At 48.9% G+C, this 20591-nt stretch carries 21 protein-coding genes; 12 read left to right on the top strand and 9 right to left on the bottom strand.

Annotated elements, in window-relative coordinates:
• Nucleotides 1-16: 16 nt before the first annotated feature.
• Both BZG81_RS09990 and queF read right to left on the bottom strand, forming a co-directional pair.
• A complete protein-coding gene (locus BZG81_RS09990; RefSeq protein WP_077677268.1) occupies nucleotides 17-2422 on the bottom strand; it encodes a hypothetical protein in 2406 nt (801 codons plus the stop codon).
• 58 nt (nucleotides 2423-2480) lie between these two features.
• A complete protein-coding gene (gene queF / locus BZG81_RS09985; RefSeq protein ID WP_021022017.1) occupies nucleotides 2481-3329 on the bottom strand; it encodes an NADPH-dependent 7-cyano-7-deazaguanine reductase QueF in 849 nt (282 codons plus the stop codon).
• Between the two features lie 63 nt (nucleotides 3330-3392).
• Here queF and syd point away from each other — a divergent pair, with 63 nt between their 5' ends.
• Entirely contained in the window at nucleotides 3393-3941 is a 549-nt protein-coding gene (syd, locus tag BZG81_RS09980) for a SecY-interacting protein (RefSeq protein WP_077677267.1), read from the top strand.
• Nucleotides 3938-4717, top strand: coding sequence for a Zn-ribbon-containing protein (locus BZG81_RS09975; protein WP_077576816.1), 780 nt, complete (start codon nucleotides 3938-3940; stop codon nucleotides 4715-4717). The genes syd and BZG81_RS09975 overlap by 4 nt, the downstream gene beginning before the upstream one ends.
• Before the next feature lie 16 nt (nucleotides 4718-4733).
• On the opposite strand, the gene BZG81_RS09970 is transcribed toward BZG81_RS09975, so the two are convergent.
• From BZG81_RS09970 to BZG81_RS09950, 4 genes are all read right to left on the bottom strand, one after another.
• Nucleotides 4734-5012, bottom strand: a complete 279-nt coding sequence (locus BZG81_RS09970; protein WP_021022014.1) for a hypothetical protein — start codon at nucleotides 5010-5012, stop codon at nucleotides 4734-4736.
• Between the two features lie 32 nt (nucleotides 5013-5044).
• Nucleotides 5045-5278 carry a DUF2789 family protein gene (locus BZG81_RS09965; RefSeq protein ID WP_077576818.1) on the bottom strand — a complete coding sequence of 78 codons (234 nt, stop codon included), beginning with the start codon at nucleotides 5276-5278 and terminating at the stop codon, nucleotides 5045-5047.
• A 928-nt stretch (nucleotides 5279-6206) separates the two neighbouring features.
• A complete protein-coding gene (locus BZG81_RS09955) occupies nucleotides 6207-6521 on the bottom strand; it encodes a DUF3301 domain-containing protein (RefSeq protein WP_021022011.1) in 315 nt (104 codons plus the stop codon).
• Nucleotides 6511-7563, bottom strand: coding sequence for a DUF3549 family protein (locus BZG81_RS09950; RefSeq protein WP_077459737.1), 1053 nt, complete (start codon nucleotides 7561-7563; stop codon nucleotides 6511-6513). The genes BZG81_RS09955 and BZG81_RS09950 overlap by 11 nt, the downstream gene beginning before the upstream one ends.
• Nucleotides 7564-7703: 140 nt before the next feature.
• Between BZG81_RS09950 and BZG81_RS09945 the strand changes: the two genes are divergently transcribed.
• The gene (locus BZG81_RS09945; protein ID WP_077677265.1) at nucleotides 7704-8024 is read left to right on the top strand and encodes a YqcC family protein; all 321 of its coding nucleotides are present in this window, start codon (nucleotides 7704-7706) and stop codon (nucleotides 8022-8024) included.
• Nucleotides 8021-8770: a tRNA pseudouridine(65) synthase TruC gene (gene truC, locus BZG81_RS09940; protein ID WP_077677264.1), complete on the top strand. Its 750-nt coding sequence runs from the start codon at nucleotides 8021-8023 to the stop codon at nucleotides 8768-8770. Before BZG81_RS09945 ends, truC begins: the two co-directional genes overlap by 4 nt.
• 34 nt (nucleotides 8771-8804) lie before the next feature.
• On the opposite strand, the gene BZG81_RS09935 is transcribed toward truC, so the two are convergent.
• From BZG81_RS09935 to map, 3 genes are read right to left on the bottom strand one after another with little or no spacing between them, the layout of a single operon-like run.
• Complete coding sequence (locus tag BZG81_RS09935) at nucleotides 8805-9182, bottom strand: DUF3461 family protein (RefSeq protein WP_021022007.1); 378 nt, start codon at nucleotides 9180-9182, stop codon at nucleotides 8805-8807.
• Between the two features lie 60 nt (nucleotides 9183-9242).
• A complete protein-coding gene (gene glnD, locus BZG81_RS09930; protein WP_077677263.1) occupies nucleotides 9243-11861 on the bottom strand; it encodes a bifunctional uridylyltransferase/uridylyl-removing protein GlnD in 2619 nt (872 codons plus the stop codon).
• Nucleotides 11862-11914: 53 nt separating this feature from the next.
• On the bottom strand, nucleotides 11915-12709 hold the full coding sequence (gene map, locus BZG81_RS09925) for a type I methionyl aminopeptidase (protein WP_021022005.1): 795 nt from the start codon (nucleotides 12707-12709) through the stop codon (nucleotides 11915-11917).
• A 462-nt stretch (nucleotides 12710-13171) separates the two neighbouring features.
• Between map and rpsB the strand changes: the two genes are divergently transcribed.
• The 8 genes from rpsB (at nucleotide 13172) to rseP (ending at nucleotide 20579) form a co-directional block, all read left to right on the top strand.
• A complete protein-coding gene (gene rpsB / locus BZG81_RS09920; RefSeq protein ID WP_021022004.1) occupies nucleotides 13172-13900 on the top strand; it encodes a 30S ribosomal protein S2 in 729 nt (242 codons plus the stop codon).
• A gap of 133 nt (nucleotides 13901-14033) precedes the next feature.
• Nucleotides 14034-14876, top strand: a complete 843-nt coding sequence (gene tsf / locus BZG81_RS09915; RefSeq protein WP_021022003.1) for a translation elongation factor Ts — start codon at nucleotides 14034-14036, stop codon at nucleotides 14874-14876.
• 83 nt (nucleotides 14877-14959) lie between these two features.
• On the top strand, nucleotides 14960-15688 hold the full coding sequence (gene pyrH / locus BZG81_RS09910; RefSeq protein WP_021022002.1) for a UMP kinase: 729 nt from the start codon (nucleotides 14960-14962) through the stop codon (nucleotides 15686-15688).
• A 53-nt stretch (nucleotides 15689-15741) separates the two neighbouring features.
• A complete protein-coding gene (gene frr, locus BZG81_RS09905) occupies nucleotides 15742-16299 on the top strand; it encodes a ribosome recycling factor (RefSeq protein ID WP_021022001.1) in 558 nt (185 codons plus the stop codon).
• A 75-nt stretch (nucleotides 16300-16374) separates the two neighbouring features.
• Nucleotides 16375-17145: an isoprenyl transferase gene (locus BZG81_RS09900; protein WP_021022000.1), complete on the top strand. Its 771-nt coding sequence runs from the start codon at nucleotides 16375-16377 to the stop codon at nucleotides 17143-17145.
• A 15-nt stretch (nucleotides 17146-17160) separates the two neighbouring features.
• Entirely contained in the window at nucleotides 17161-18012 is an 852-nt protein-coding gene (locus tag BZG81_RS09895) for a phosphatidate cytidylyltransferase (RefSeq protein WP_021021999.1), read from the top strand.
• Nucleotides 18013-18030: 18 nt separating this feature from the next.
• Nucleotides 18031-19227, top strand: a complete 1197-nt coding sequence (gene ispC / locus BZG81_RS09890) for a 1-deoxy-D-xylulose-5-phosphate reductoisomerase (protein WP_077677262.1) — start codon at nucleotides 18031-18033, stop codon at nucleotides 19225-19227.
• A complete protein-coding gene (rseP, locus tag BZG81_RS09885; protein ID WP_021021997.1) occupies nucleotides 19224-20579 on the top strand; it encodes a sigma E protease regulator RseP in 1356 nt (451 codons plus the stop codon). Before ispC ends, rseP begins: the two co-directional genes overlap by 4 nt.
• Nucleotides 20580-20591 lie beyond the last annotated feature (12 nt).

Raw genomic sequence — 20591 nt, 5'->3', positions numbered from 1 at the left:
CACCCATGGACGTTAGCTATACCGACTTATTGCTATCGTCATCAATAAAAGATGTTCGCTTTTTATCAGATTCGTGATCCTTCTGCCAGTCCATGAGGCCATTTGATGATGTTTTAACCTTTACTAGCCCAGACTCAATCCCTTTTAAACAGGCTTGGCGAAGGTTGGTATTGACGAAACTCGCCGCCGGTGCCGTATTAATCGCACTAAAGTGGACCCAATGACTTTCTTCACTTTGTTGAGCCAGTGCGCTTGCTTGATGTGTGGCGGTGAGCAAGATCTCTATCAGCTCCTGATCGTTGATCGAGGTATATGCGCGTGGCAAAAAGGGATACTCTGCTAAGCCAATGGCGACGTGTGGCGTTAAACGCGCTAGATGTTGAGGAGCAGCATCAATGGATGTGTGGTCATCAAGTAATTGGTCTGATGTGTCGACAGTAGCGTCCTTAGCGGGCGCTTCGTGGACGGTATTTTGGTATTGGGTGACAAAATCCTCTATCAATGTTTGTACAAATTGTGCGAGTGCTTCAGGTTTGGTGTTTTCGTCCCAGTTTGTCTCTATATAGATAAACAGGGTGTCAGCAAAATGGTATAGACGCCCAGATTGTGTCACACGTTCAGACAGATACTCACCGAGCTGGCGTTCTATGTCTTGAGCACGTTGGTAACCATGCAACAAAAACAATTCTTTGAGAAAAACCACGTCGAACATGGCGAAGCGTAGCCGATCACTGAGCGGTTGGTGAATCATGTCGTTGAGGTACCATTGCTCAAAATTGGCATTACTTTTTTCAAGCGAACGCGGCAATTTGGCATTAAGCATACGTAAGTTTCTCAGCCCAGTGCGAGGGTGAGTGTAGAAGTCATCACGTAACTGCTCGAGCTCGGTTTGGCGTAACACTGCGGCGCGGTGGCGTAGATAGACAATGGCAATTAGGACACCCAGGCTGCCCAATAGAAAGTAATTGACTTTTTGTAGGTGCAACTGCTCTTGATGCGCCGTATCGAGCTGACGCTGTAATTCATCCATTTGTAACTGGCGTTCAACCACACGCTGCTGTTGCTTAAAGGTATCTGCTTGTTGCTGTTGCTTTGATTGAGCCTGTGTTGCTCGTAATTGCTCATATTCTCGCTGCATAGCGAGTGCAACTTGATATCGTTCCTGCGCCTCGAAAGCGTTTGATAATGCCTGATAGGCGTGGGTCATGGTGGTGATATCGTTTTCAGCCTCGGCGCGCTCAAGCGCGGTCTTGATTTCCTTTTCTGCTTGTTTGGGTTGCTCAAGCGCTAAATGTATTCGGCCTTGTAACAGCATGGCCTGAGTTGTCAGTGGCGAGTTTGGCAAACTCCCCACGAGTCGCAATGCATCCTGAATATAGCGATCACTGAGAGGAAAGTGTTTTAGCTCAAAGTAGGTGCGGGCGATGGCTAAGTGTATATCGGCGAGCGGTTGAGTTCGGCCAAGAGACTGCTCAACTTCGAGCGCATTAAAATAATGCACGAGTGCAAAATTATACCGAGATTGCTGCTCGTATAAGCTAGCTAATAAGCGCTGAGACGCTGAGAGTCGTCGGCTGAGTGAGAAGTGTTCGAAAAATGCCGCGGCTTGATTCGCATGCTCGAGTGCTTGCTCGAGTACACCTTGTTGAAAATAAAGTCGAGCAAGTTCCATATTGGCGTTCGCGATCAATGCGGTATATTCATTTTCACTGGCGATCCAAAAAGCGCTTAGCAGTTCAGTTAAGGCACTTTCATGCTGTTCTTGTGCCAGCAAAAAACGTCCAAATGAGAGTTGAAACTCGACTTTGTCGCGAAGATCTTGTGGATCATTACTCAGCTGGCTGCGTGCATTTTCATACGCCACTAATGCCGATTCGTTATCTGATGTTTCAGCCAGTATGTTGGCGCGTAGTAAGGCACTACGAAAGCGAAGCTCTGGCCCATTGAGACTATTTTCCGGCAAGGTACTCATCGCCGTTTGTACTGCATCTAACTTTGCCAGTGCGCCTTGTTCATCATGGTCTAAGTGCCAAATGAGCGTCGCTTCAGTCAGAACGACTTGCACGTGAGTATGTTTTAAATCGTACTCTTCAACGACCTGATACGCTTTTTGGAGCGCGGCTTTGGAGTCAAGTGGCTGCTCCAAATGAGCATAAGCACGGGCGCTAATTAAATACGCATAAACCGTGTGCAACGGCGTCCGAATCGATCGATCGGTGTCATTGTTGACGTGTGAACGATTAGCCCCTGTCGTTAATCGTCGTTGGGCCAGGAATCGGTTGCTGATTTCTAAGGATTGGATGGGGGATGTATCCAATAATTTTTCGGCATCGGTCAAAACGGGCGAGGAGTGGATAGAAGCGAACGCCGCCATCGACGTCAACCAAAAAAGCAGGCCTACAAGTAGTGGGCTGATGCGCATGCGCCATCCTCTATGTATAAAAATGAAAGAAAGGCTGCCGATAAGCAGCCCCGTTTTGTTATTGTCGTGCTAACCGGTTATTTTCACTCGGGGTTTTGCCCATATTGGTACGATAGGGGTTTATGTCTAAACCGCCGCGGCGAGTATAGCGGGCATAGACGGTCAATTTTTCAGGCTGACAAAAGCGCATAATATCCATAAAAATGCGCTCAACGCACTGCTCGTGAAATTCGTTATGCTCGCGGAATGAAACCAGGTAACGAAGCAATTTCTCGCGGTTTATTTTCTTGCCCTTATAAGCAATTCTCACTGAGCCCCAATCGGGCTGGTGAGTGATTAAGCAATTCGATTTGAGCAAATGACTATGAAGGGTTTCGGACACAATGGCACCTTGCGCGGCGTCTTCTAGCCATTCAGGTTGGAAACGATAGTCATCAATACTGATATCTTGATGATCCAAGCACTCGCCTGATAGTCCCGCAATCACTTCCCCTTCTAGTTCACTGAGGGGCGATAAGGTGACGTCCACAGCTTCACCGGCACAAGCGGAAAGGTCGGTTTGTAGTGCATTCGCCACTTGCTGCCAGCTATCGAATCGGGTTTGGTTAAAACTATTGAGGTATAACTTGAACGATTTCGATTCCACTAGGTTTGGGCTGGATGCGGGTAATCGTACCTCGCCGATCGCGACTTGAGGTAAACCGTTCTTGTTTAACCAGGATAGCTCATAGAGCGTCCAGGTATCATAGCCAGTGAAAGGAAGCGACGCCTGATCGAGGCCGATAGCTTGGCGGTTTAATTCGCGCGGGACCGCACGCAGCTGTGACGGATCATATTCAGTTGGGTAATCAGTGTGTTGACCTAGCGATAGTTTGGCTAGGGCATCGGCATCTTGATAATTGCTCATACGGATCTGCTATTGATTCAAGTAGAATGGGTAAAGTTTACTGAATCTTGCTATAGGTTGCGAATGGAGAACACATTACATCGCGCCCTTTGGGCGCTAGCACAGAATTATGTTACCGCATGGCAGCATCAATATCAGAGTTTACCGTGCTCGGATGAGTATATCGGGCTCTCATCGCCTTGTATGGTCAGTGACAATGCGCATCAAGTACAGTGGCAGCCAGTCAAGCGTGAAACCGCCGCGGACTTTACCAATGTTGAGAAGGGAATATCGCTGCGTTTACACAGTGATATAAAAGATTTTTATAATGGCTTCTATTGCGCCGATTTACCGGTTCGGTTTGCGGGGGAGTCGATCTGTTTGGTGCAAGTTTGGAGCGATGACGATCTCGCACGCTTACAAGAAAATATTTTGGGGCATTTAATGATGCAACGTCAGCGTAAATTGACCCCGACTGTTTTCATTGCCACCACGGATGACGAAATGACGGTCATTTCAATTGATAATATGAGCGGCGAAGTGGTGAAAGAAGGATTGAATACTGGCACTCGCGACGTGATAGCCAAAGATGCCGAAGCGTTTGTGACGGCGTTGGAGGTTGATGCTATATGATCCTGACAGAGCTGACGTTTGAGTGTTTCGATAACACCACAGTAGATGCCGTCGATCGTAAGCTTAATGGTTTAATGGACGCGCTGCGATATAACGGTCAGGTGCTTGGACGCGAATTTCCTATTCTCATGCAAGACGGGCAATTTCAGCTCCGTGTGGTGTGTCCAGATGAAGATGCGTTACAACCTAAGTATCATAGTCCTCAAGTCAAACGCGCGTTGCAACAATTGGCTGATGCGTGTTTAACCCAGCCAAAAGTACGCCTTTTGGGGCGCGATCTCAATTCGGAGCAAGCGGCGCCTAATGCGTCACCAAGTTGGCAAGTGTTGTACACAACCTTTGTGCACACGTGCTCACCGCTGCGCTGCGGGGATACGTTGCTACCTATCCCTTTATACCGTTTACCAGCCACCTTTAATGGTGATCATAAGTCGGTCGTCAAATGGCAAACGGAATGGCAGGCCTGTGATGAACTACAAATGGCGGGCGCCAGTGATGCCGAATTTGCTGGGCTTAACGAGATACAAAGCCCCCATACTCGGCTATTTCAACGGGGATGGGATTTGCGCGGTCGGATTGAATACCTAACGGGGATCCCGACTTATTACTATCAATATCGCGTCGGTGGCAAAGACAAGGACACTGAGTTAACACGCCCTTGTCCGAAATGCGGCGCAGCGTGGCGATTAGATACGCCACTGCACGATATTTTCTTATTTAAGTGTGAGGCTTGCCGTTTGGTCTCAAACCTGTCTTGGGACTTTAAACTAACTTGATTGCTTGATTGTTGTATTACTGATTGTCCAACGTTGCTTCTAACCGGGCCAAACGCTCACTTAGCTGTGTAATGTGTTGCTCAAGTTGATCGATCCGCTCAGCATCAGACAGGGTGATCTCGGGGGCTGACATGGCAGGCAGGGACTGATTTTTTTTGGCACTTTTGACGGCCTGAATGATCAGCGGCAATGGGACTTGTGTATCAAGTTGAGCTTTTATCTTTGCCACTGTCGCGCTTTGTCCTTTTGCGGCGAGCGCTTTTAACGCTCGCTCTAATGCTGCTTGATAGCTCATTTCATCTCCTTAGTTTAAAGTCAGCGGCAAGATTAGGGCTTTCTCAGTAATGCATCAAGCATATCAACTTGCTCAGCCCAGTCGGCATCCTCTTTTACGGCTTGCTCAATCAATGCCCGCTGCGCCGCGTTCCAAAAAGGGGCGTCCACCAGCGTTTGTCCGTCCACCAGACAGTGGTTGGATAAGAAGTGCTCAATCGCTGTGTGATCGCTGTCTAACCCGAGTTGCTCAAACAGATGTTGCAAATCATGCTGGAACGTTTCCATTGTCTCTCCTATCCTGTCGGTATGGGTCTATATTGACTATAGCAAGAATAAAAAGCGTAGACCTCTCCCCACCGTTGATGACTCAATCTTACCTTGTCGAGACAAGTATCCCTTTTCTGTGTGCGATATCTCTTACACACGCGTGGGATAAAAGCAGAATCGTATCAAGACAAACGACCTGACGATAGTTTATTTTTAATTTAAAACAGTGACTTACTGGATTGTAACTAGTTCGGACTAAAAAATGAGAGATTAAGCACGTGACAGTGACTTGTACCAAGCGTCTATTCGCGTAATCTTATGGGTGTCGGAAGGGAACTGACACAGGGAACAGGAATCACCAAGGACTTGGTACCTCAGGATGAGGCAGTACTTCAGGAAGAAGCGCTGGCAAGGATTGCAAAAAGGACAACGGACGGAGCCGTTCGCTGCAAGCAGGAAGCTTGTACGTCAGGAAGACTTAGGACAACCCAGGATGGGGGCTTAAGGATCACTTCAGGACGAAGTCATGGACACCTCCAGGATGGAGAGCTTATCGAAAATCGGAATTTCGGTTTGTCAGGATGACGAAAGGACACCTCCAAGACGGAGAGACATGGAACGACGCTGAAGGAATCGGCGACTGATCAAGGAATGATGCAGGGAGCACCTTTTCGTAGCAGGATAGCTGCAAGTAAAACTTTAGGGCGCGGCGCAAGCTGCGCCCTTTCCTTTTTGAGTGCTTTGGCCGACACTCGGTGGCCGACACTCGGTGACTCCCTGTCACGCATTAGCAAAAACACCCTCAGCGTGCGCATCATATTTATAATCTAGTACAGCTTATCACGATGCGCGACTATGTTTGTGCACCCAGGTCTCTGTACTCAGGTCTTTGCCCCAAAGGTCTTTATACTAGGGAGGGCCTTTGCATTGACGATCTTCTCATCGATCAATCGGATTGCCCCGGCATCGTATGAACAGGCGTATCAATCGCTTTCAGCCTTAGTCCATAAAGCTGTGCTTGACCGGTGTAGTGATCATTACCCGTCGCTGAAAACTCAAACCAATAGTACGTTACCCATCGCCAACCAGCCTTCGTTTTGACCATGGTGTGGCGACCGCGCGCGATTGAGAGTAATTGTAACTCCATTCGTTGACAGTATTGACGAATATGCTGGTGAGCTTGCTCAGATTGCCGCCGCTGTTGCCAAAATAGCAAGGCAATGACGACAACCAGCAAGATGGTCAATAGATCAGTGATCATGCGATGTTTGTGTCACGGCCTGTTGCATCCGAGCCATGGCCTGCGCCAGGGCGGGTGATGTATGACCGTGGAGCCGCGTCAGTAGTGCACCGCGTAACGGTGGTAACATGACCAAATCCGTATAGATTTGCTGAAATAATGCTGCATCTTGGTGGTCTGCCAAGGCAATCAAAAAGTAGTCAAGCACGGATTCATTGGCTAAGCTACGCCAGCAGCGACCGGCAATAGCGACAAAAATTTCTCGGTGGTGGAGCTCTGGCCTTGCAAGCACCGCTTCTATCAGTTGGTGCTCGGTGTCTGAAGGCGCCCCAGCATGAGCACGAAGTAATGCACTGACCAAAAACAAGTCGACATCTTGGTTTTGGCACATTTGAGTAAACATCTCGCGTAAACTTTCCGCTAATTTCGCGTTAATTTCACAATGCTCCAAACAACCTAACAGCGCATATAGTGGTGTGTTAGGTATGTTATTCAGTGCTTTACGAACTCGAGTTGCATTATTTTGCTCCTGCATACGCACGCAGGTATCCGCTAGCCCCTGAAGTCCAACACCTTGCCAATTATCCCAGCCGAGCTCGCCATTGAGGTAATGCTGGGCATGGTCATAGTACTGGCTGGCAGGATGACCCAATTGATAGGTCAGTGAGGCGTGAAACATCGCCATCTTGTCGTCAGTTGGGGTAAAGGTATAAGGATTGTTGGCCAGTTTCTCGCGCTGTGCCTTGTTTGGCGTCGCGGTCAGGCTCTCGCCCATCGCCGCGCTGACATACTGAAGGAAATCCCCCATTGCGGTGTGATTTAATAACCCTCGCTCATCTAAAGGCATTTTTAAAAACCATACCCAAGGCGTGCCACCTTGTGGCCAAAAAGCCACGGCCATATGCGCTTGCTGACGTAATGGGTGAGGGTAAGGTTGTTGGTTGGCCTCGACGGCACGAAAAGATGCCTCTTCCAGGCGGCACACTCGACGGCCTAAATCATAGACACTGAATTGGCAACCTGCTTGATCAAATAGGGCGCTGAGGGCGTGAACCGTTTGCATGATATCCGCTCTTCGTTATCGCTTAATTAGCCGCGAGTATATCAGTTTTTATCCCTGCAATGCTCGCCTTGTTAATGTCGTCTTGAATCGGTTCGTGCTATGCTTCGCGCTTTATCGGTCGAGTAATGATGAGGTTGTCAATGACTCTTCGCCAACAATGTGAACAACTCCTTGATGAATTAGAGCAAGTGCTAAACAATCATGCGCTATGGCAGGCGACGCCACCGTCAACTGAGCGGCTAGCCAGCACAGAACCGTTTGCTGTCGATACACTGGCGTGCCACGAATGGTTGCAATGGGTGTTTGTGCCTAAGATGCGAGCGCTTATCAAGACAGAGCAAGCTTTGCCACGTAACTTTGAAATCTCACCGTACGTGGAAGAAGCAATGAAAGAGCAGGCAGGCCATAGTGACGTGGTTGCTGTCGTTGTTCGAATTGATAACTTGTTTTCTGATCAATGACCGATACTTTACTGAACATTTTATACCGTGACGAGCATTTAGTGGTGGTGAATAAACCGTCAGGGATGCTGGTCCACCGCTCTTGGTTAGACAAAGGGGAAACCCGATTTGTGATGCAAACCTTGAGAGATCAAATTGGCCAGCATGTCTATCCATTGCACCGACTGGACAAGCCGACGTCGGGCGTTTTGGTGTTTGCGTTATCCAGTGAAGTGGCCTCTAAGATGATGCCGCAGTTTGCTGAAGGGCAGGTCAAAAAAGCTTACCATGGCATTGTTCGAGGCTGGGTTTCCCATGCTGGCCAGCTGGATTACCCGCTGGTGGAAGAACAAGACAAAATAGCAGATAAACACGCCAGCCAACCGGCGACAGCAAAAGCGGCGGTGACTGACTATCAGCCATTGGCGACAGTTGAGCTGCCGATCGCAACCGGACGCTATGCGACCAGTCGTTATAGCTTGGTAGCGATGCAACCTCATACTGGACGTAAGCATCAATTGCGGCGGCATATGCACCACTTAAGCCATCCGATCATTGGTGACACCACTCATGGAGACGGTCGCCACAATCGTGTGTTTAGAGAGCAATTTAATTGTCATCAGCTGCTATTGCACGCCAGTGAGATGACGCTAACGCACCCAGCCAGTGGCAAGACTGTTTTTATTCATGCGCCTTTGGATACAGTCTGGCAGCATGTTATTGAACAGTTGGGCTGGGAAGCGCCGGCGTCATCATACGATAACTAGACCTTGCTATGGGCGGTGTACTCGCATGCCGCCCTTACAGCTTTTCGAGTTCGGCCTCGATTTCTGCAATCTTACTGGCGACCACTTTTTCTAGGTGACGTAGGTCGGTAAGCACTTTTTGCTTCACGTCTTGCTCGGTATGCTCGTGTTGTACGATCTGGTCGAGCTCATCAATGACCAAAGAGAGGCTCCGGTTTATCTCTGTTACTTCTTTTGAGCGACCTGTACCGCTGTCGACGACCACATTTTTACGCTGCCGCGGATATTTAAATTTCATACTCCGCGCAAACAGATCGCCTTTTGGCTTACTAAAATAGATTTTGAGCGTATCGTAGCTTGCTTCTTGACGGAGCGAGTAGCGCTCTATTTTTTCAGGGTGTTCAACACCGATATTCTTTAACTGTTGATACATAGCCACCTCATGGTTAGACATCGTTATGGTTGCGCGTCTTGCCCGCGCGATTCCCTGGTATTATTTGGCTTGCGAGAGGGCTTTCTCGAGCGCCGCTTTCAATTGTGCTTGGTGTTCAGAAGTGAGCGCTTGATTGTCGAGATCCGTGACGATAAAAAAGTCCTCTGCGCGCTCACCGATGGTGGTGATTTTAGCCGCGTGAACACTCACATTTTGCCGAGCAAAAACCGCACCGACGCGTGCCAATAGCCCTGGCGTATCGAGCGCGACTAATTCCATGAGTGTACGTCGCCCGTTTTTGGTGGGGAGAAACAATACCTGCGTTTTCACCGAAAAATGTTGTAACTTTTGCGGTGAGCGACGCTTGGGAATAGTGATCTTGCCGGTCTCGTCGAGTGCTTTCCCAACCCCGTCGATAATTCTAGGATGACGATCGATAGAAATCGCATCGTCGTTTTGATCAAGCACCATAAAGGTATCGAGTGCGTGGCCATCTTTGCTGGTCATGACTTGGGCATCATGGACACTGAGGTTTTTCTTATCTAGGGCGGCAACGACGCGTGCGAACAAGCTCGGCCTGTCTTGGCAGTAAACGAATATTTCTGTGCCGCCACGGGTCGCTTTTTTACTGACGAGCACCAGCGGCTTATCATCGGCGTGGTGGAGCAGATGTTCACTATGCCAAGCTATTTGCTTGTGGGTATGGCGAAGAAAATAATCCGCTTTAAAACGTTGCCATAATACTTCAATTTCTCGTGGACTGTGCCCCTGCTTGCGTAACATGGCAGCAGCGAGATGTTTGTTGTGCCGGATCCGTTCTCTGACATCCGGTGGGTTTTCTAGCCCACGTCGTAAGGCTTTTTGAGTGGAATAATAAAGCTCAGCAATTAAGGTACGCTTCCAACTATTCCACAAGTCTGGGTTAGTGGCATTAATGTCTGCCACGGTCAGGCAGAGAAGCAAATCGAGCCGCTCCTCGTCGCGGACCTCTTTGGCAAAGTCGGTGATGACATCGGGATCGTAAATATCGCGACGCTGGGCGGTGACAGACATCAGTAAGTGGTTACGTACCAGCCAACTGACAATGTTGGCTTCTGGCTTTGATAAACCGTGGTCAAGACAAAAATCATGGGATTCAATCGCGCCAATTTCACTGTGATCGCCTCCACGGCCTTTGCCTATATCATGAAAAATAGCCGCAACCAGCAACAGCTCGCGTCGTGCAAGACGCGGAAATACATCGCAACAAATAGGGTGGCGCTCACGATTAGCTTCATCGTCAAACAAACGCATATGTTTGAGCAAACGAATCGTGTGTTCATCAACCGTATAGACATGAAACAAATCAAACTGCATTTGTCCGACAATTTGACTCCACTGTGGGAGGTACGCAGACATGACACCGTGGCGGTGCATTAGTCCAAACGCTTTATGCAGAGCGTTTGGGTGGCGTATGAGTGCCATGAATTTTTCTCTTGCATCGTCTTGCTGACACAAAAAGTGGTTAAGTCGACGTCGAGCGGTACGCAGTTGGCGTAAAGTGGGGGCGGCGATGGCCTCGATCGAGGTGTCGTCGGCGATATGCAGCATCATATCTAAGATAGTCTCAGGGCGTGCTTGAAATAAAGCAGGTTTGCGTGCCTCAATAGTCCGTCCGCAGCGTTGGAAGTCATCACTTAATACGTCGACTTCTCCAGACCGACCATTATCGATGATCACCTGATCAAAGATTTGCAGCAGCATCTTGTTGAGCTCCCCCACGCGTCCGAGGGTGCGAAAGAAATCTTTCATCATGGTCTCGACCGCACGATTACCGTCGCCCCGGTAGCCGAGGAGTTCAGCCACTGAGGTTTGATGAGCGAAGGTCAGTCGGTTGTCGTAGCGACGCAGCTCAAGGTGAAGGGCAAAACGGATCCGCCACAGCACGTTTTGGCATTCGTTAAGTTCACGATACTCAGCATCAGTCAAAAAGCCAAAATCGCTCATTTCTCTTAAGCTGGTGGCACCAAAATGACGGCGCGCAATCCAAGATAGGGTATGAATATCGCGTAAGCTGCCAGGGCTGAGTTTTAAATCTGGCTCGAGTTTATAAGCGGTATCATGATAGCGGCGATGTCGGGCTTTTTGCTCGTCGACTTTCGCTTGATAAAAGCGTTCACTGGGCCAAAAGCTATCATGGTGCACACGGGCCTCGAGCGCCTCGAACAACTGTGAATCGCCACATAAAAGGCGCGACTCTTGTAAATTAGTCGCGACGGTAAGATCATCCAGCCCAACGTCAATACACTCTTCGACAGTCCGGACACTGTGGCCGACTTCCAATTTCAAGTCCCACAACAAAGTGAGTAGATCACTGAGGCTTTGCTGCTGATAAGCATTTAGCGGTGCTTGGCAAAGTAGGAGTAAATCAATATCAGACAGAGGGTGTAATTCACGCCGGCCATAGCCGCCCACCGCGACCAGCGCAAGAGGGCTTTGATCAAAACCAAAGTGATGCCATAACCTAGCCAGAAGGGCATCCATATAATCGGTACGCTGATAAACCAACTCGGCAACGGGAACATTGGCAAGGAAATCTTGCTTTTGCTGTTCAAGTAGCTGTTGGAACTGTGCCTTTAGCGTGATGGGGTCGAGTTGATCATCCCCCAAATGTTGTGGCGTAATTACCGTGTCTGTCATGGCGATCCTTTGCGCAAAAAAAAGCCGGAACGAAACCGGCTCTTATTTCTAGATTAGTGGTTGATGTAACGTGGGAGACTTTCTTCCTCTCGTAACGTTAATACCTCAACCCCTGTGTCGGTCACCAGCAGCGTGTGCTCCCATTGCGCCGACTTTTTACCATCGATGGTATAGACCGTCCAATCATCGTCCTCATCCAGTACGGTCCCATACTTCCCTGCGTTAATCATAGGCTCAATAGTAAAACACATGCCAGGTTTAAGAATGGTACGGTCGTTGTTTTTGTAGTGCACCACTTGTGGATCTTCATGGAAGCTCGCGCCAATACCATGCCCACAGTACTCTTTGACGATTGAGTAGCGCGTGTTGCTGCTCTTGATGAACTTTTGGATCGCTGTTCCTAAATCACCAACAGTCGCACCTGGTTTTACCTTTTTGATCGCGTGATACAGGCTTTCTTGCGTGACACGGCAAAGACGTTTGTCTTCGAGAGACACTTCCCCGACTAAAAACATCTTTGAGGTATCGCCATGGTAGCCATCTTTGATCACGGTGACATCAATATTGACGATGTCGCCTTCTTGAAGCACGTCTTCATCACAAGGTATACCATGACAAACGACATGATTGATTGATGTGCACATGGATTTAGGAAAACCGTGATAGTCCAATGTGGCAGGAATGGTGCCTTGTACGTCAGTCATATACTGGTGAGCGATGTCGTCTAGCTCACGGGTGGTGACCCCAGGCTTAACATGCTCGCCAAGCATCACGAGCACGTCAGCAGCGAGCCGACCGGCTACGCGCATTTTTTCAATTTCTTCTTCTGTTTTAATCGGGATTGTCATTTTGCTTTCTCTCTTTATTCGGGATGCTCAATGATAACGTTAAAACGAGAGCATGATTCAAGTCACGTTTTGTATCATTAAGCACAGCCACTGACGCCCTGCTACGCTTGTCTAAGCGGTGCAGGATTAGCAACTGTCTAATAGTGACTATATGGTATCAAGCCATGTCCATGGAAGAAACAGAAAGAGAAGCATTCCGCGCGGTCATCGTATAGGTTTAGGCGGATTGCGCGCGCAATTTAACTGGATTTTACCCATGTGTTTGTGATATAAAGCGCGCCGAAAACCGTCATTATGATCAATCTAGCCATGCTAGGTCTAGCCGAGCTAGGTTTCAGTTTGATGGGGTTCAATTATCATTTTTATTCTTAAATCACACACATATCGACACATTGACCGGGGTGCCCACTAACGGGTCGGTAAATGGGATATGTGGAGGCCTAACCCCGAGAGGAATTTATCATGGCTACTGTTTCAATGCGCGACATGCTCAAGGCGGGTGTACACTTCGGTCACCAAACTCGTTTCTGGAACCCAAAAATGAAGCCATTCATTTTTGGTTCACGTAACAAAGTGCACATCATCAACCTTGAAAAAACCGTACCAATGTTCAACGAGTCACTGGCTGAACTGTCAAAAATCGGTGAGCGTAAAGGTAAAGTTCTGTTTGTTGGTACTAAGCGCGCAGCAAGCGAAGCGGTAAAAACGGCAGCAGAAAACTGCGAGCAGTTTTATGTAAGTAACCGTTGGTTGGGCGGCATGCTGACCAACTGGAAAACCGTTCGCACATCTATCAAACGTCTAAAAGATCTGGAAACTCAAGCGAGTGACGGTACGTTTGAAAAGCTGACCAAAAAAGAAGCGCTGATGTACACCCGTGAGATGGAAAAACTCGACAAATCACTGGGTGGTATCAAGAACATGAACGGCCTACCTGATGCAATGTTCGTTATCGATGCGGATCACGAGCACATTGCCATCAAAGAAGCGAATAATCTGGGCATCCCAGTCTTTGCAGTGGTAGATACTAACTCTAACCCTGACGGCGTTGATCACGTAATCCCAGGTAACGATGACGCAATTCGCGCTATCCAACTGTACCTGAACGCAGCGTCTGACGCTTACAAAGAAGGCCGTAGCCAAGACATCGTCACGCAAGCAGAAGACGAGCTGGTTGAAGTCGCTGAGTAAGACGACAGCTCCTTGTGAGCGTTCTTAGCCATCAGCGTGTCATCTTTCATGCTGTAAGCTAAGTATGGTTAGCAGGGGCCGATATCGGGCCCCTGTTTTTTACCCAAAATAGTTTCGAATCGAGGATTGAACAATGGCAACTGTTACCGCTGCCCTGGTTAAAGAACTGCGCGAGCGCACTGGCGCTGGCATGATGGAATGTAAAAAAGCACTGGTTGAAGCGAACGCTGACATCGAAGTTGCAATCGAAAACATGCGTAAGAGCGGCGCGGCAAAAGCAGCGAAGAAAGCTGGCCGTGTTGCTGCTGAAGGTGTCATCCTAGTTAAAGAAAACGACGGCAAAGCTGCGATCGTTGAAATTAACTGTGAAACTGACTTTGTTGCTAAAGATGCGAATTTCGCTGCATTTGCTAACCAAGTGGCAGAAACAGCACTGGCTGAAGGCCTAGCAATCGACGCGCTGAAAGAAAAATTCGAACAGCAGCGTGCTGAGCTTGTTGCAAAAATCGGTGAAAACATGGATATCCGCCGTGTTTCATTCATCGAAGGCGAGAAAGTCGGTTCTTACCGTCACGGCGATCGTATCGGTGTAGTTGTTGCTGCGAAAGCTGACGAAGAAACCATCAAGCACGTTGCTATGCACATTGCCGCGTCTAAGCCTGACTACGTGAACCCTGAAGATGTGCCTGCTGACGTTGTTGAAAAAGAGAAGAAAATTCAAGTTGATATCGCAATGGAATCAGGCAAGCCAGCTGATATCGCAGAGAAAATGGTTGTTGGCCGTATGAAGAAATTCACCGGTGAAATTTCTCTGACAGGTCAAGCATTCGTGATGGATCCAGCACAAACTGTGGGTCAAATGCTGAAAGAAAAAGGTGCCGAAGTGACTAACTTCATCCGTTTTGAAGTGGGCGAAGGCATCGAGAAAGAAGAAGTAGACTTTGCTGCAGAAGTTGCAGCTGTACAACAAAGCTAATTCTTGCTGACTCAGACCGCGGTGCTCGCCGCGGTCTTCCATAACCTTCTTCCCTAATTAGTGCCTAATAGAAAGGTAGTGAAATGACTACAAATCCTAAGCCTGCATATCAACGAATTTTACTTAAACTGAGCGGTGAAGCCCTGCAGGGCAAAGATGGATTCGGTATCGATCCCACCGTGCTTGATCGTATGGCGCAAGAAATAAAAGAACTGGTCGAGCTGGGTGTTCAGGTAGGATTGGTCATCGGTGGCGGGAATTTATTCCGTGGTGCGGGTCTTGCTGAGGCGGGAATGAACCGTGTTGTGGGCGATCACATGGGTATGTTAGCCACCGTGATGAACGGGTTGGCGATGCGTGACGCACTTCATCGTGCCTATGTGAACGCACGAGTGATGTCAGCGATTCCTCTAAACGGTGTATGTGACAGCTATAACTGGGCTGAAGCCATCAGCCAACTTCGTAATGGTCGCGTGGTGATTTTCTCTGCTGGGACCGGTAACCCTTTCTTTACTACCGACTCGGCTGCCTGTTTACGCGGTATTGAAATTGAATCCGATGTGGTGATTAAAGCGACCAAAGTCGACGGTGTATACAGTGATGATCCAACCAAAAACCCAGATGCAACACTTTATGACTCGCTGACATATCAAGATGTGTTAGAAAAAGAGTTGAAAGTGATGGATTTGGCCGCATTTACACTTGCACGCGACCATAAACTGCCTCTTCGTGTATTTAACATGAATAAGCCAGGTGCGTTACGCCGTGTCGTGATGGGTGAAGCAGAAGGCACCTTGATCACTAACAGCTAAGCCAATATTGGTGGCATAATCTTACAAATTAATTCAATCGCAAGGATATTCCCGTGATTAATGACATAAAAGACGACGCCAAAGCGCGTATGGAAAAAAGTGTAGAAGCGCTTAAGCACACGTTAGGTAAACTGCGCACTGGGCGTGCACATCCAAGCCTACTAGAAGGCCTTACCGTTGAGTATTACGGCGCGCAAACGCCTTTAAACCAACTTGCGTCTATTGTTGCTGAAGATTCGCGTACCTTGGCGATTAGCGTGTATGACAAGCAAGTAACCCAAGCGGTTGAAAAGGCGATCATGACCTCTGACCTAGGCTTGAACCCAGCCTCAGCAGGTACCGTGATCCGTGTGCCTTTGCCACCACTGACCGAAGATCGCCGTAAAGACATGGTGAAAGTTGTTCGTTCTGAAGGTGAAAATGCGCGTGTTGCAGTACGTAACATCCGTCGTGATGCCAATAGTGATCTCAAGGCCCTATTAAAAGACAAAGAAATTTCAGAAGACGACGAGCACCGTGCGCAAGATGACATTCAAAAGTTGACTGATGAAGCGGTTAAGAATGTTGATGCACTTCTTGATGCAAAAGAAAAAGAGTTGATGGAAGTCTAAATCTCATTAGACTTTACCGCCAATGCTAAAGCGCTGTGCGTGCAGTACAGCGCTTTTTATTTGCCAAGGAGAAACATGAGTTCCCAGTCTCTTGATGCGCAGCTCGAATCTGCCGCTTTACCGCAACACATCGCCATTATCATGGATGGCAATGGACGCTGGGCCAAGGCTCGCGGAAAAGCCCGTGTGTTCGGGCATAAAGCGGGCGTCAAAGCGGTACGTAAGACCGTCAAGGCGGCGTCTGAGCTTGGTGTGAAAGCGCTAACTTTATTTGCGTTTAGTAGTGAAAACTGGCGTCGTCCAGAAGACGAAGTCAGCGTATTGATGGAGCTATTTATCAATGTGCTATCGCGTGAAGCTAAACGGCTCGACAGTCACGGTGTGCAATTACGCATTATTGGTGACACCTCTCGATTCAGCCCTTCTTTGCAAACGAAAATTGCCGAAGCTCAAGCGTTAACGGCAAATAATGACCGTTTGGTACTCAATATTGCGGCGAATTACGGTGGGCAATGGGATATTACCCAGGCAACACGTCGTGTCGCTGAACAGGTTGTCGCCGGTCACTTACAACCCAATGATATTGGGGAACAGGATATTGCGCGTCATTTAATGTTGGCAGATTTACCGGATGTCGATTTAATGATCCGCACCAGCGGCGAATGCCGCATCAGTAACTTTATTTTATGGCAAGCTGCCTATGCAGAGTTATGTTTTACCGAGCAATATTGGCCTGATTTCAACGAACAAAGTTTGTATGATGCCGTGGCTTGGTATGTCAATCGTGAACGACGTTTTGGCTGCACCGGCGAGCAAATTAAAGCCATGATAACAACGGATAAGTAACCACGAGGAATCAGTTTGCTCAAACAACGTGTTTTAACCGCGGCCTTGTTAGTCCCGTTAGTGGTCGCTGGAGTCTTTTACTTACCGTTTCCTGCATTTGTTGCAGCGATAGCGGCTGTCACTTTAATTGGACTTTGGGAATGGACGCAGTTTGTCTCGGCGTCTTCGCGTCTTTTTACCTTTATTATCCCCGCTGCAGCGCTGGCACTTTCGCTCTTTAGTATTCCTTTTAGTGCCATGGCGCTCGGGCATGTCACACTGCCACCTTTCGCACTGGCGGCAACCGGCGCGGCTTGGTGGCTATTCGCAACCGTGTTAGTGCTCTCATACCCTCGCTCAGGGGCATATTGGACCCACAGCAAGTTACTACGCCTACTCTTTGGTCTCGTTACCCTGTTACCGTTTATGTGGAGTGTCTTGCTGTTGCGTGCAACAGACTACCAGTTCTCCTCTTTTTATGGCGCCAAGTTAGTGCTGCTGGTTTTTGTTCTTGTTTGGTGCGCAGATAGTGGTGCCTATTTTGCCGGGAAAAAGTTCGGTAAACATAAAATGGCCCCTGCGGTCAGCCCGAATAAAACCCTCGAAGGATTACTGGGTGGGCTCACTGCGGCAGTGGCAGTGACCTGGTTAGGGACGCATCTGTTAAACATCCATTTCGCCAATGTTGGCGTGTTCTTGGCTGTCACTGTGGTGACCGCCTTGGCGTCCGTGTTGGGTGACTTAGCGGAGAGCATGTTTAAACGCGTCGCTGGCGTGAAAGACAGTGGTAATTTGCTTCCAGGTCATGGGGGCATTCTTGATCGCATTGATAGCTTAACGGCAGCGTTCCCAGTGTTTACCGTGTTGTACTTCGCATTTGCGAATTAAGTGAAACGAGTCTTCGACATGCAAAGAATCACCGTATTAGGCGCCACAGGTTCTATTGGTTCCAGTACCTTAAAAGTAGTTGCAGCCAACCCTGAAAAGTTTGAAGTCACGGCATTGGCTGCACATACCAATGTCGAGAAAATGATTGCGTTATGTGTCGATTGGCAACCTGCTTACGCCGCGATGGCCAATCGCGCGTCAGCGCAACAGCTGCGTCATGCGTTGCGTGAAAAAGGGATCGGCACCGAAGTACTCGCTGGCGAGGACAGTTTATGTCACCTTGCGGCATTACCTGAAGTGGATATGGTGATGGCGGCAGTTGTTGGTGCGGCCGGGCTGTCTTCAACAATGGCGGCGGTTAAAGCGGGCAAACGGGTGCTGCTTGCCAATAAAGAAGCCTTGGTAATGTCTGGGCAGTTTTTTATTGATGCTGTTTATCAATACGGCGCTGAGCTGCTGCCCATCGATAGTGAACACAATGCGATCTTTCAATGCTTGCCGCAATCCGTGCAGCAACAGCCTGGACGCTGTGATTTGCAATCGGCCGGCGTCAATAAAATTTTGCTAACAGGCTCGGGTGGACCATTTCGCTATCGTGACCCACAAAGCTTAGCGACCGTCAGTGTTGAAGAGGCCATCGCACATCCTAATTGGTCGATGGGGCCAAAAATCTCGGTCGATTCTGCAACTATGATGAATAAAGGTTTGGAATACATAGAGGCGCGATGGTTATTCAACGCCCAGCCTCATCAACTGGACGTGGTGATCCACCCGCAGTCAGTGATCCACTCCATGGTACAGATGTGTGATGGCTCGGTGCTCGCGCAATTGGGTACGCCCGATATGTGTACGCCGATTGCTCATGCAATGGGATATCCTGATCGCGTTCAAGCGTCGGTAGCGCCTCTTGATTTCACTCAAATTGGCGAATTTACTTTTATGGCACCGGATGCGTGTCGTTATCCTTGTCTTTCGCTCGCGATCGCAGCCTGTGAGCAGGGGCAAGCAGCAACCACCACGCTCAATGCCGCCAATGAGCAAGCTGTCGCCGCGTTTCTTGCCGGAAAAATCAGCTTTATGGATATTGCTCGCATCAATGAGCAGGTATTGACCCAATCATCGCTTCCCTCGCCAACAAGCTTGGATTGCTTATTTGAGCTGGATAGAATAGCTCGCATGGCTGCCAATGAGCAGATTACTAAGGTGACAAAATGAGCGATTTTCTTTGGAACGCGGCGGCGTTTATTGTCGCGCTTGGCATACTGGTTGCAATTCACGAATACGGTCACTTTTGGGTCGCTCGTCGCTGTGGTGTAAAGGTTGAGCGTTTTTCAATTGGTTTTGGTCGCGCATTATGGCGCTGGTACGGCAAAGACAATACCGAATACGTGATTGCTGCGATCCCGCTCGGTGGCTACGTCAAAATGTTGGATGAGCGTATTGAGGCCGTTCCTGACGCAGACAAGCACCGCGCATTTAACAACCAACCCCTGTGGCAACGTAGCGCCATTGTCGCCGCCGGCCCTATCGCTAACTTTATCTTTGCCGCCTTTGCGTATTGGCTGGTGATGATGATCGGTGTTCCTGCTGTCAAACCTGTGATCGGCGAAATATCCCCCAACTCGATTGCTGCTGAAGCCGGAATCGAATCAGGAATGGAACTAACCCAAGTTTCCGGCGTCGAAACCGCTGATTGGCAAGCGGTTAATTTTGCGTTGATCGGGCATATTGGTGATGAGAGCATGACCCTCACTGCGAAACAGAGTCCGGCGCAAACTTATCAACGCGATTACACCCTAGATCTCACGCAATGGCAGTTTGATCCAGAAAAACAATCACCTTTGACGACGCTTGGCATCACGCCTTATCGACCCGCGATCACATTGTCGGTCGCACAAGTCGTTGAACAGAGCGCGGCAGCGCAAGCTGGACTCGAACAAGGTGATAAGATCGTTGCCGTGGATGATACTGAGTTGGCATCATGGCAAGCGCTCGTTGCGGTGATCAAACGAAGTCCCAATCAAAGCTTGTCGCTGACAATCGTCCGCGATGGGGAAACGCAAAATTTGACACTCACCCCGGATGCGCGTGATGTTGAAGGTCAAATGACAGGGTATGCGGGGATTGCTCCTCAAATGGCAGCATGGCCGGAATCATACCGTTTCACGCAACAATATGGGCCGTTAGCGGCGATACCAGAAGCGGTCAATAAAACGGGCCAAGTGATCAGCATGACCGTCAATATGATAAAAAAACTGATCACCGGTGATGTGGGTGTGAACAACTTAAGTGGTCCTATATCGATCGCGAAAGGCGCGGGCATGACAGCAGAGATCGGATTGATCTCATTTTTAGGGTTCATGGCACTGATCAGTGTGAACCTAGGCATTATCAATTTACTTCCTCTGCCCGTATTAGATGGCGGCCATTTGCTGTTCTTTGGGATTGAGGCTGTGACACGAAAACCGGTTTCCGAGCGTGTACAGGACTTTGGGTATCGTATCGGCGCTGCCGTGTTGATGATGGTGATGGCAGTGGCATTGTTTAACGACTTCGCCCGACTTTAAACGGTTAGTATT

This window comes from Salinivibrio sp. MA607 (genome assembly GCF_001996245.1).
Taxonomy (GTDB): Bacteria; Pseudomonadota; Gammaproteobacteria; order Enterobacterales; family Vibrionaceae; genus Salinivibrio; species Salinivibrio costicola.
Note: the sequence above shows the minus strand (reverse complement) of the source record. Positions and strands in the feature narration are given on the sequence as shown.

Coding starts and splice junctions, on each gene's coding strand:
- BZG81_RS09950 (WP_077459737.1), bottom strand. CDS start 7,563: ATGCAAACGGTTCACGCCCTCAGCGCCCTATTTGATCAAGCAGGTTGC.
- queF (WP_021022017.1), bottom strand. CDS start 3,329: ATGAGCAATTATCAAGATGCCGATGCCCTAGCCAAACTATCGCTAGGT.
- BZG81_RS09990 (WP_077677268.1), bottom strand. CDS start 2,422: ATGCGCATCAGCCCACTACTTGTAGGCCTGCTTTTTTGGTTGACGTCG.
- BZG81_RS09945 (WP_077677265.1), top strand. CDS start 7,704: ATGACTCTTCGCCAACAATGTGAACAACTCCTTGATGAATTAGAGCAA.
- rseP (WP_021021997.1), top strand. CDS start 19,224: ATGAGCGATTTTCTTTGGAACGCGGCGGCGTTTATTGTCGCGCTTGGC.
- rpsB (WP_021022004.1), top strand. CDS start 13,172: ATGGCTACTGTTTCAATGCGCGACATGCTCAAGGCGGGTGTACACTTC.
- pyrH (WP_021022002.1), top strand. CDS start 14,960: ATGACTACAAATCCTAAGCCTGCATATCAACGAATTTTACTTAAACTG.
- glnD (WP_077677263.1), bottom strand. CDS start 11,861: ATGACAGACACGGTAATTACGCCACAACATTTGGGGGATGATCAACTC.
- truC (WP_077677264.1), top strand. CDS start 8,021: ATGACCGATACTTTACTGAACATTTTATACCGTGACGAGCATTTAGTG.
- syd (WP_077677267.1), top strand. CDS start 3,393: ATGGAGAACACATTACATCGCGCCCTTTGGGCGCTAGCACAGAATTAT.
- BZG81_RS09955 (WP_021022011.1), bottom strand. CDS start 6,521: ATGATCACTGATCTATTGACCATCTTGCTGGTTGTCGTCATTGCCTTG.
- tsf (WP_021022003.1), top strand. CDS start 14,034: ATGGCAACTGTTACCGCTGCCCTGGTTAAAGAACTGCGCGAGCGCACT.
- BZG81_RS09900 (WP_021022000.1), top strand. CDS start 16,375: ATGAGTTCCCAGTCTCTTGATGCGCAGCTCGAATCTGCCGCTTTACCG.
- BZG81_RS09965 (WP_077576818.1), bottom strand. CDS start 5,278: ATGGAAACGTTCCAGCATGATTTGCAACATCTGTTTGAGCAACTCGGG.
- ispC (WP_077677262.1), top strand. CDS start 18,031: ATGCAAAGAATCACCGTATTAGGCGCCACAGGTTCTATTGGTTCCAGT.
- BZG81_RS09935 (WP_021022007.1), bottom strand. CDS start 9,182: ATGTATCAACAGTTAAAGAATATCGGTGTTGAACACCCTGAAAAAATA.
- BZG81_RS09970 (WP_021022014.1), bottom strand. CDS start 5,012: ATGAGCTATCAAGCAGCATTAGAGCGAGCGTTAAAAGCGCTCGCCGCA.
- BZG81_RS09975 (WP_077576816.1), top strand. CDS start 3,938: ATGATCCTGACAGAGCTGACGTTTGAGTGTTTCGATAACACCACAGTA.
- map (WP_021022005.1), bottom strand. CDS start 12,709: ATGACAATCCCGATTAAAACAGAAGAAGAAATTGAAAAAATGCGCGTA.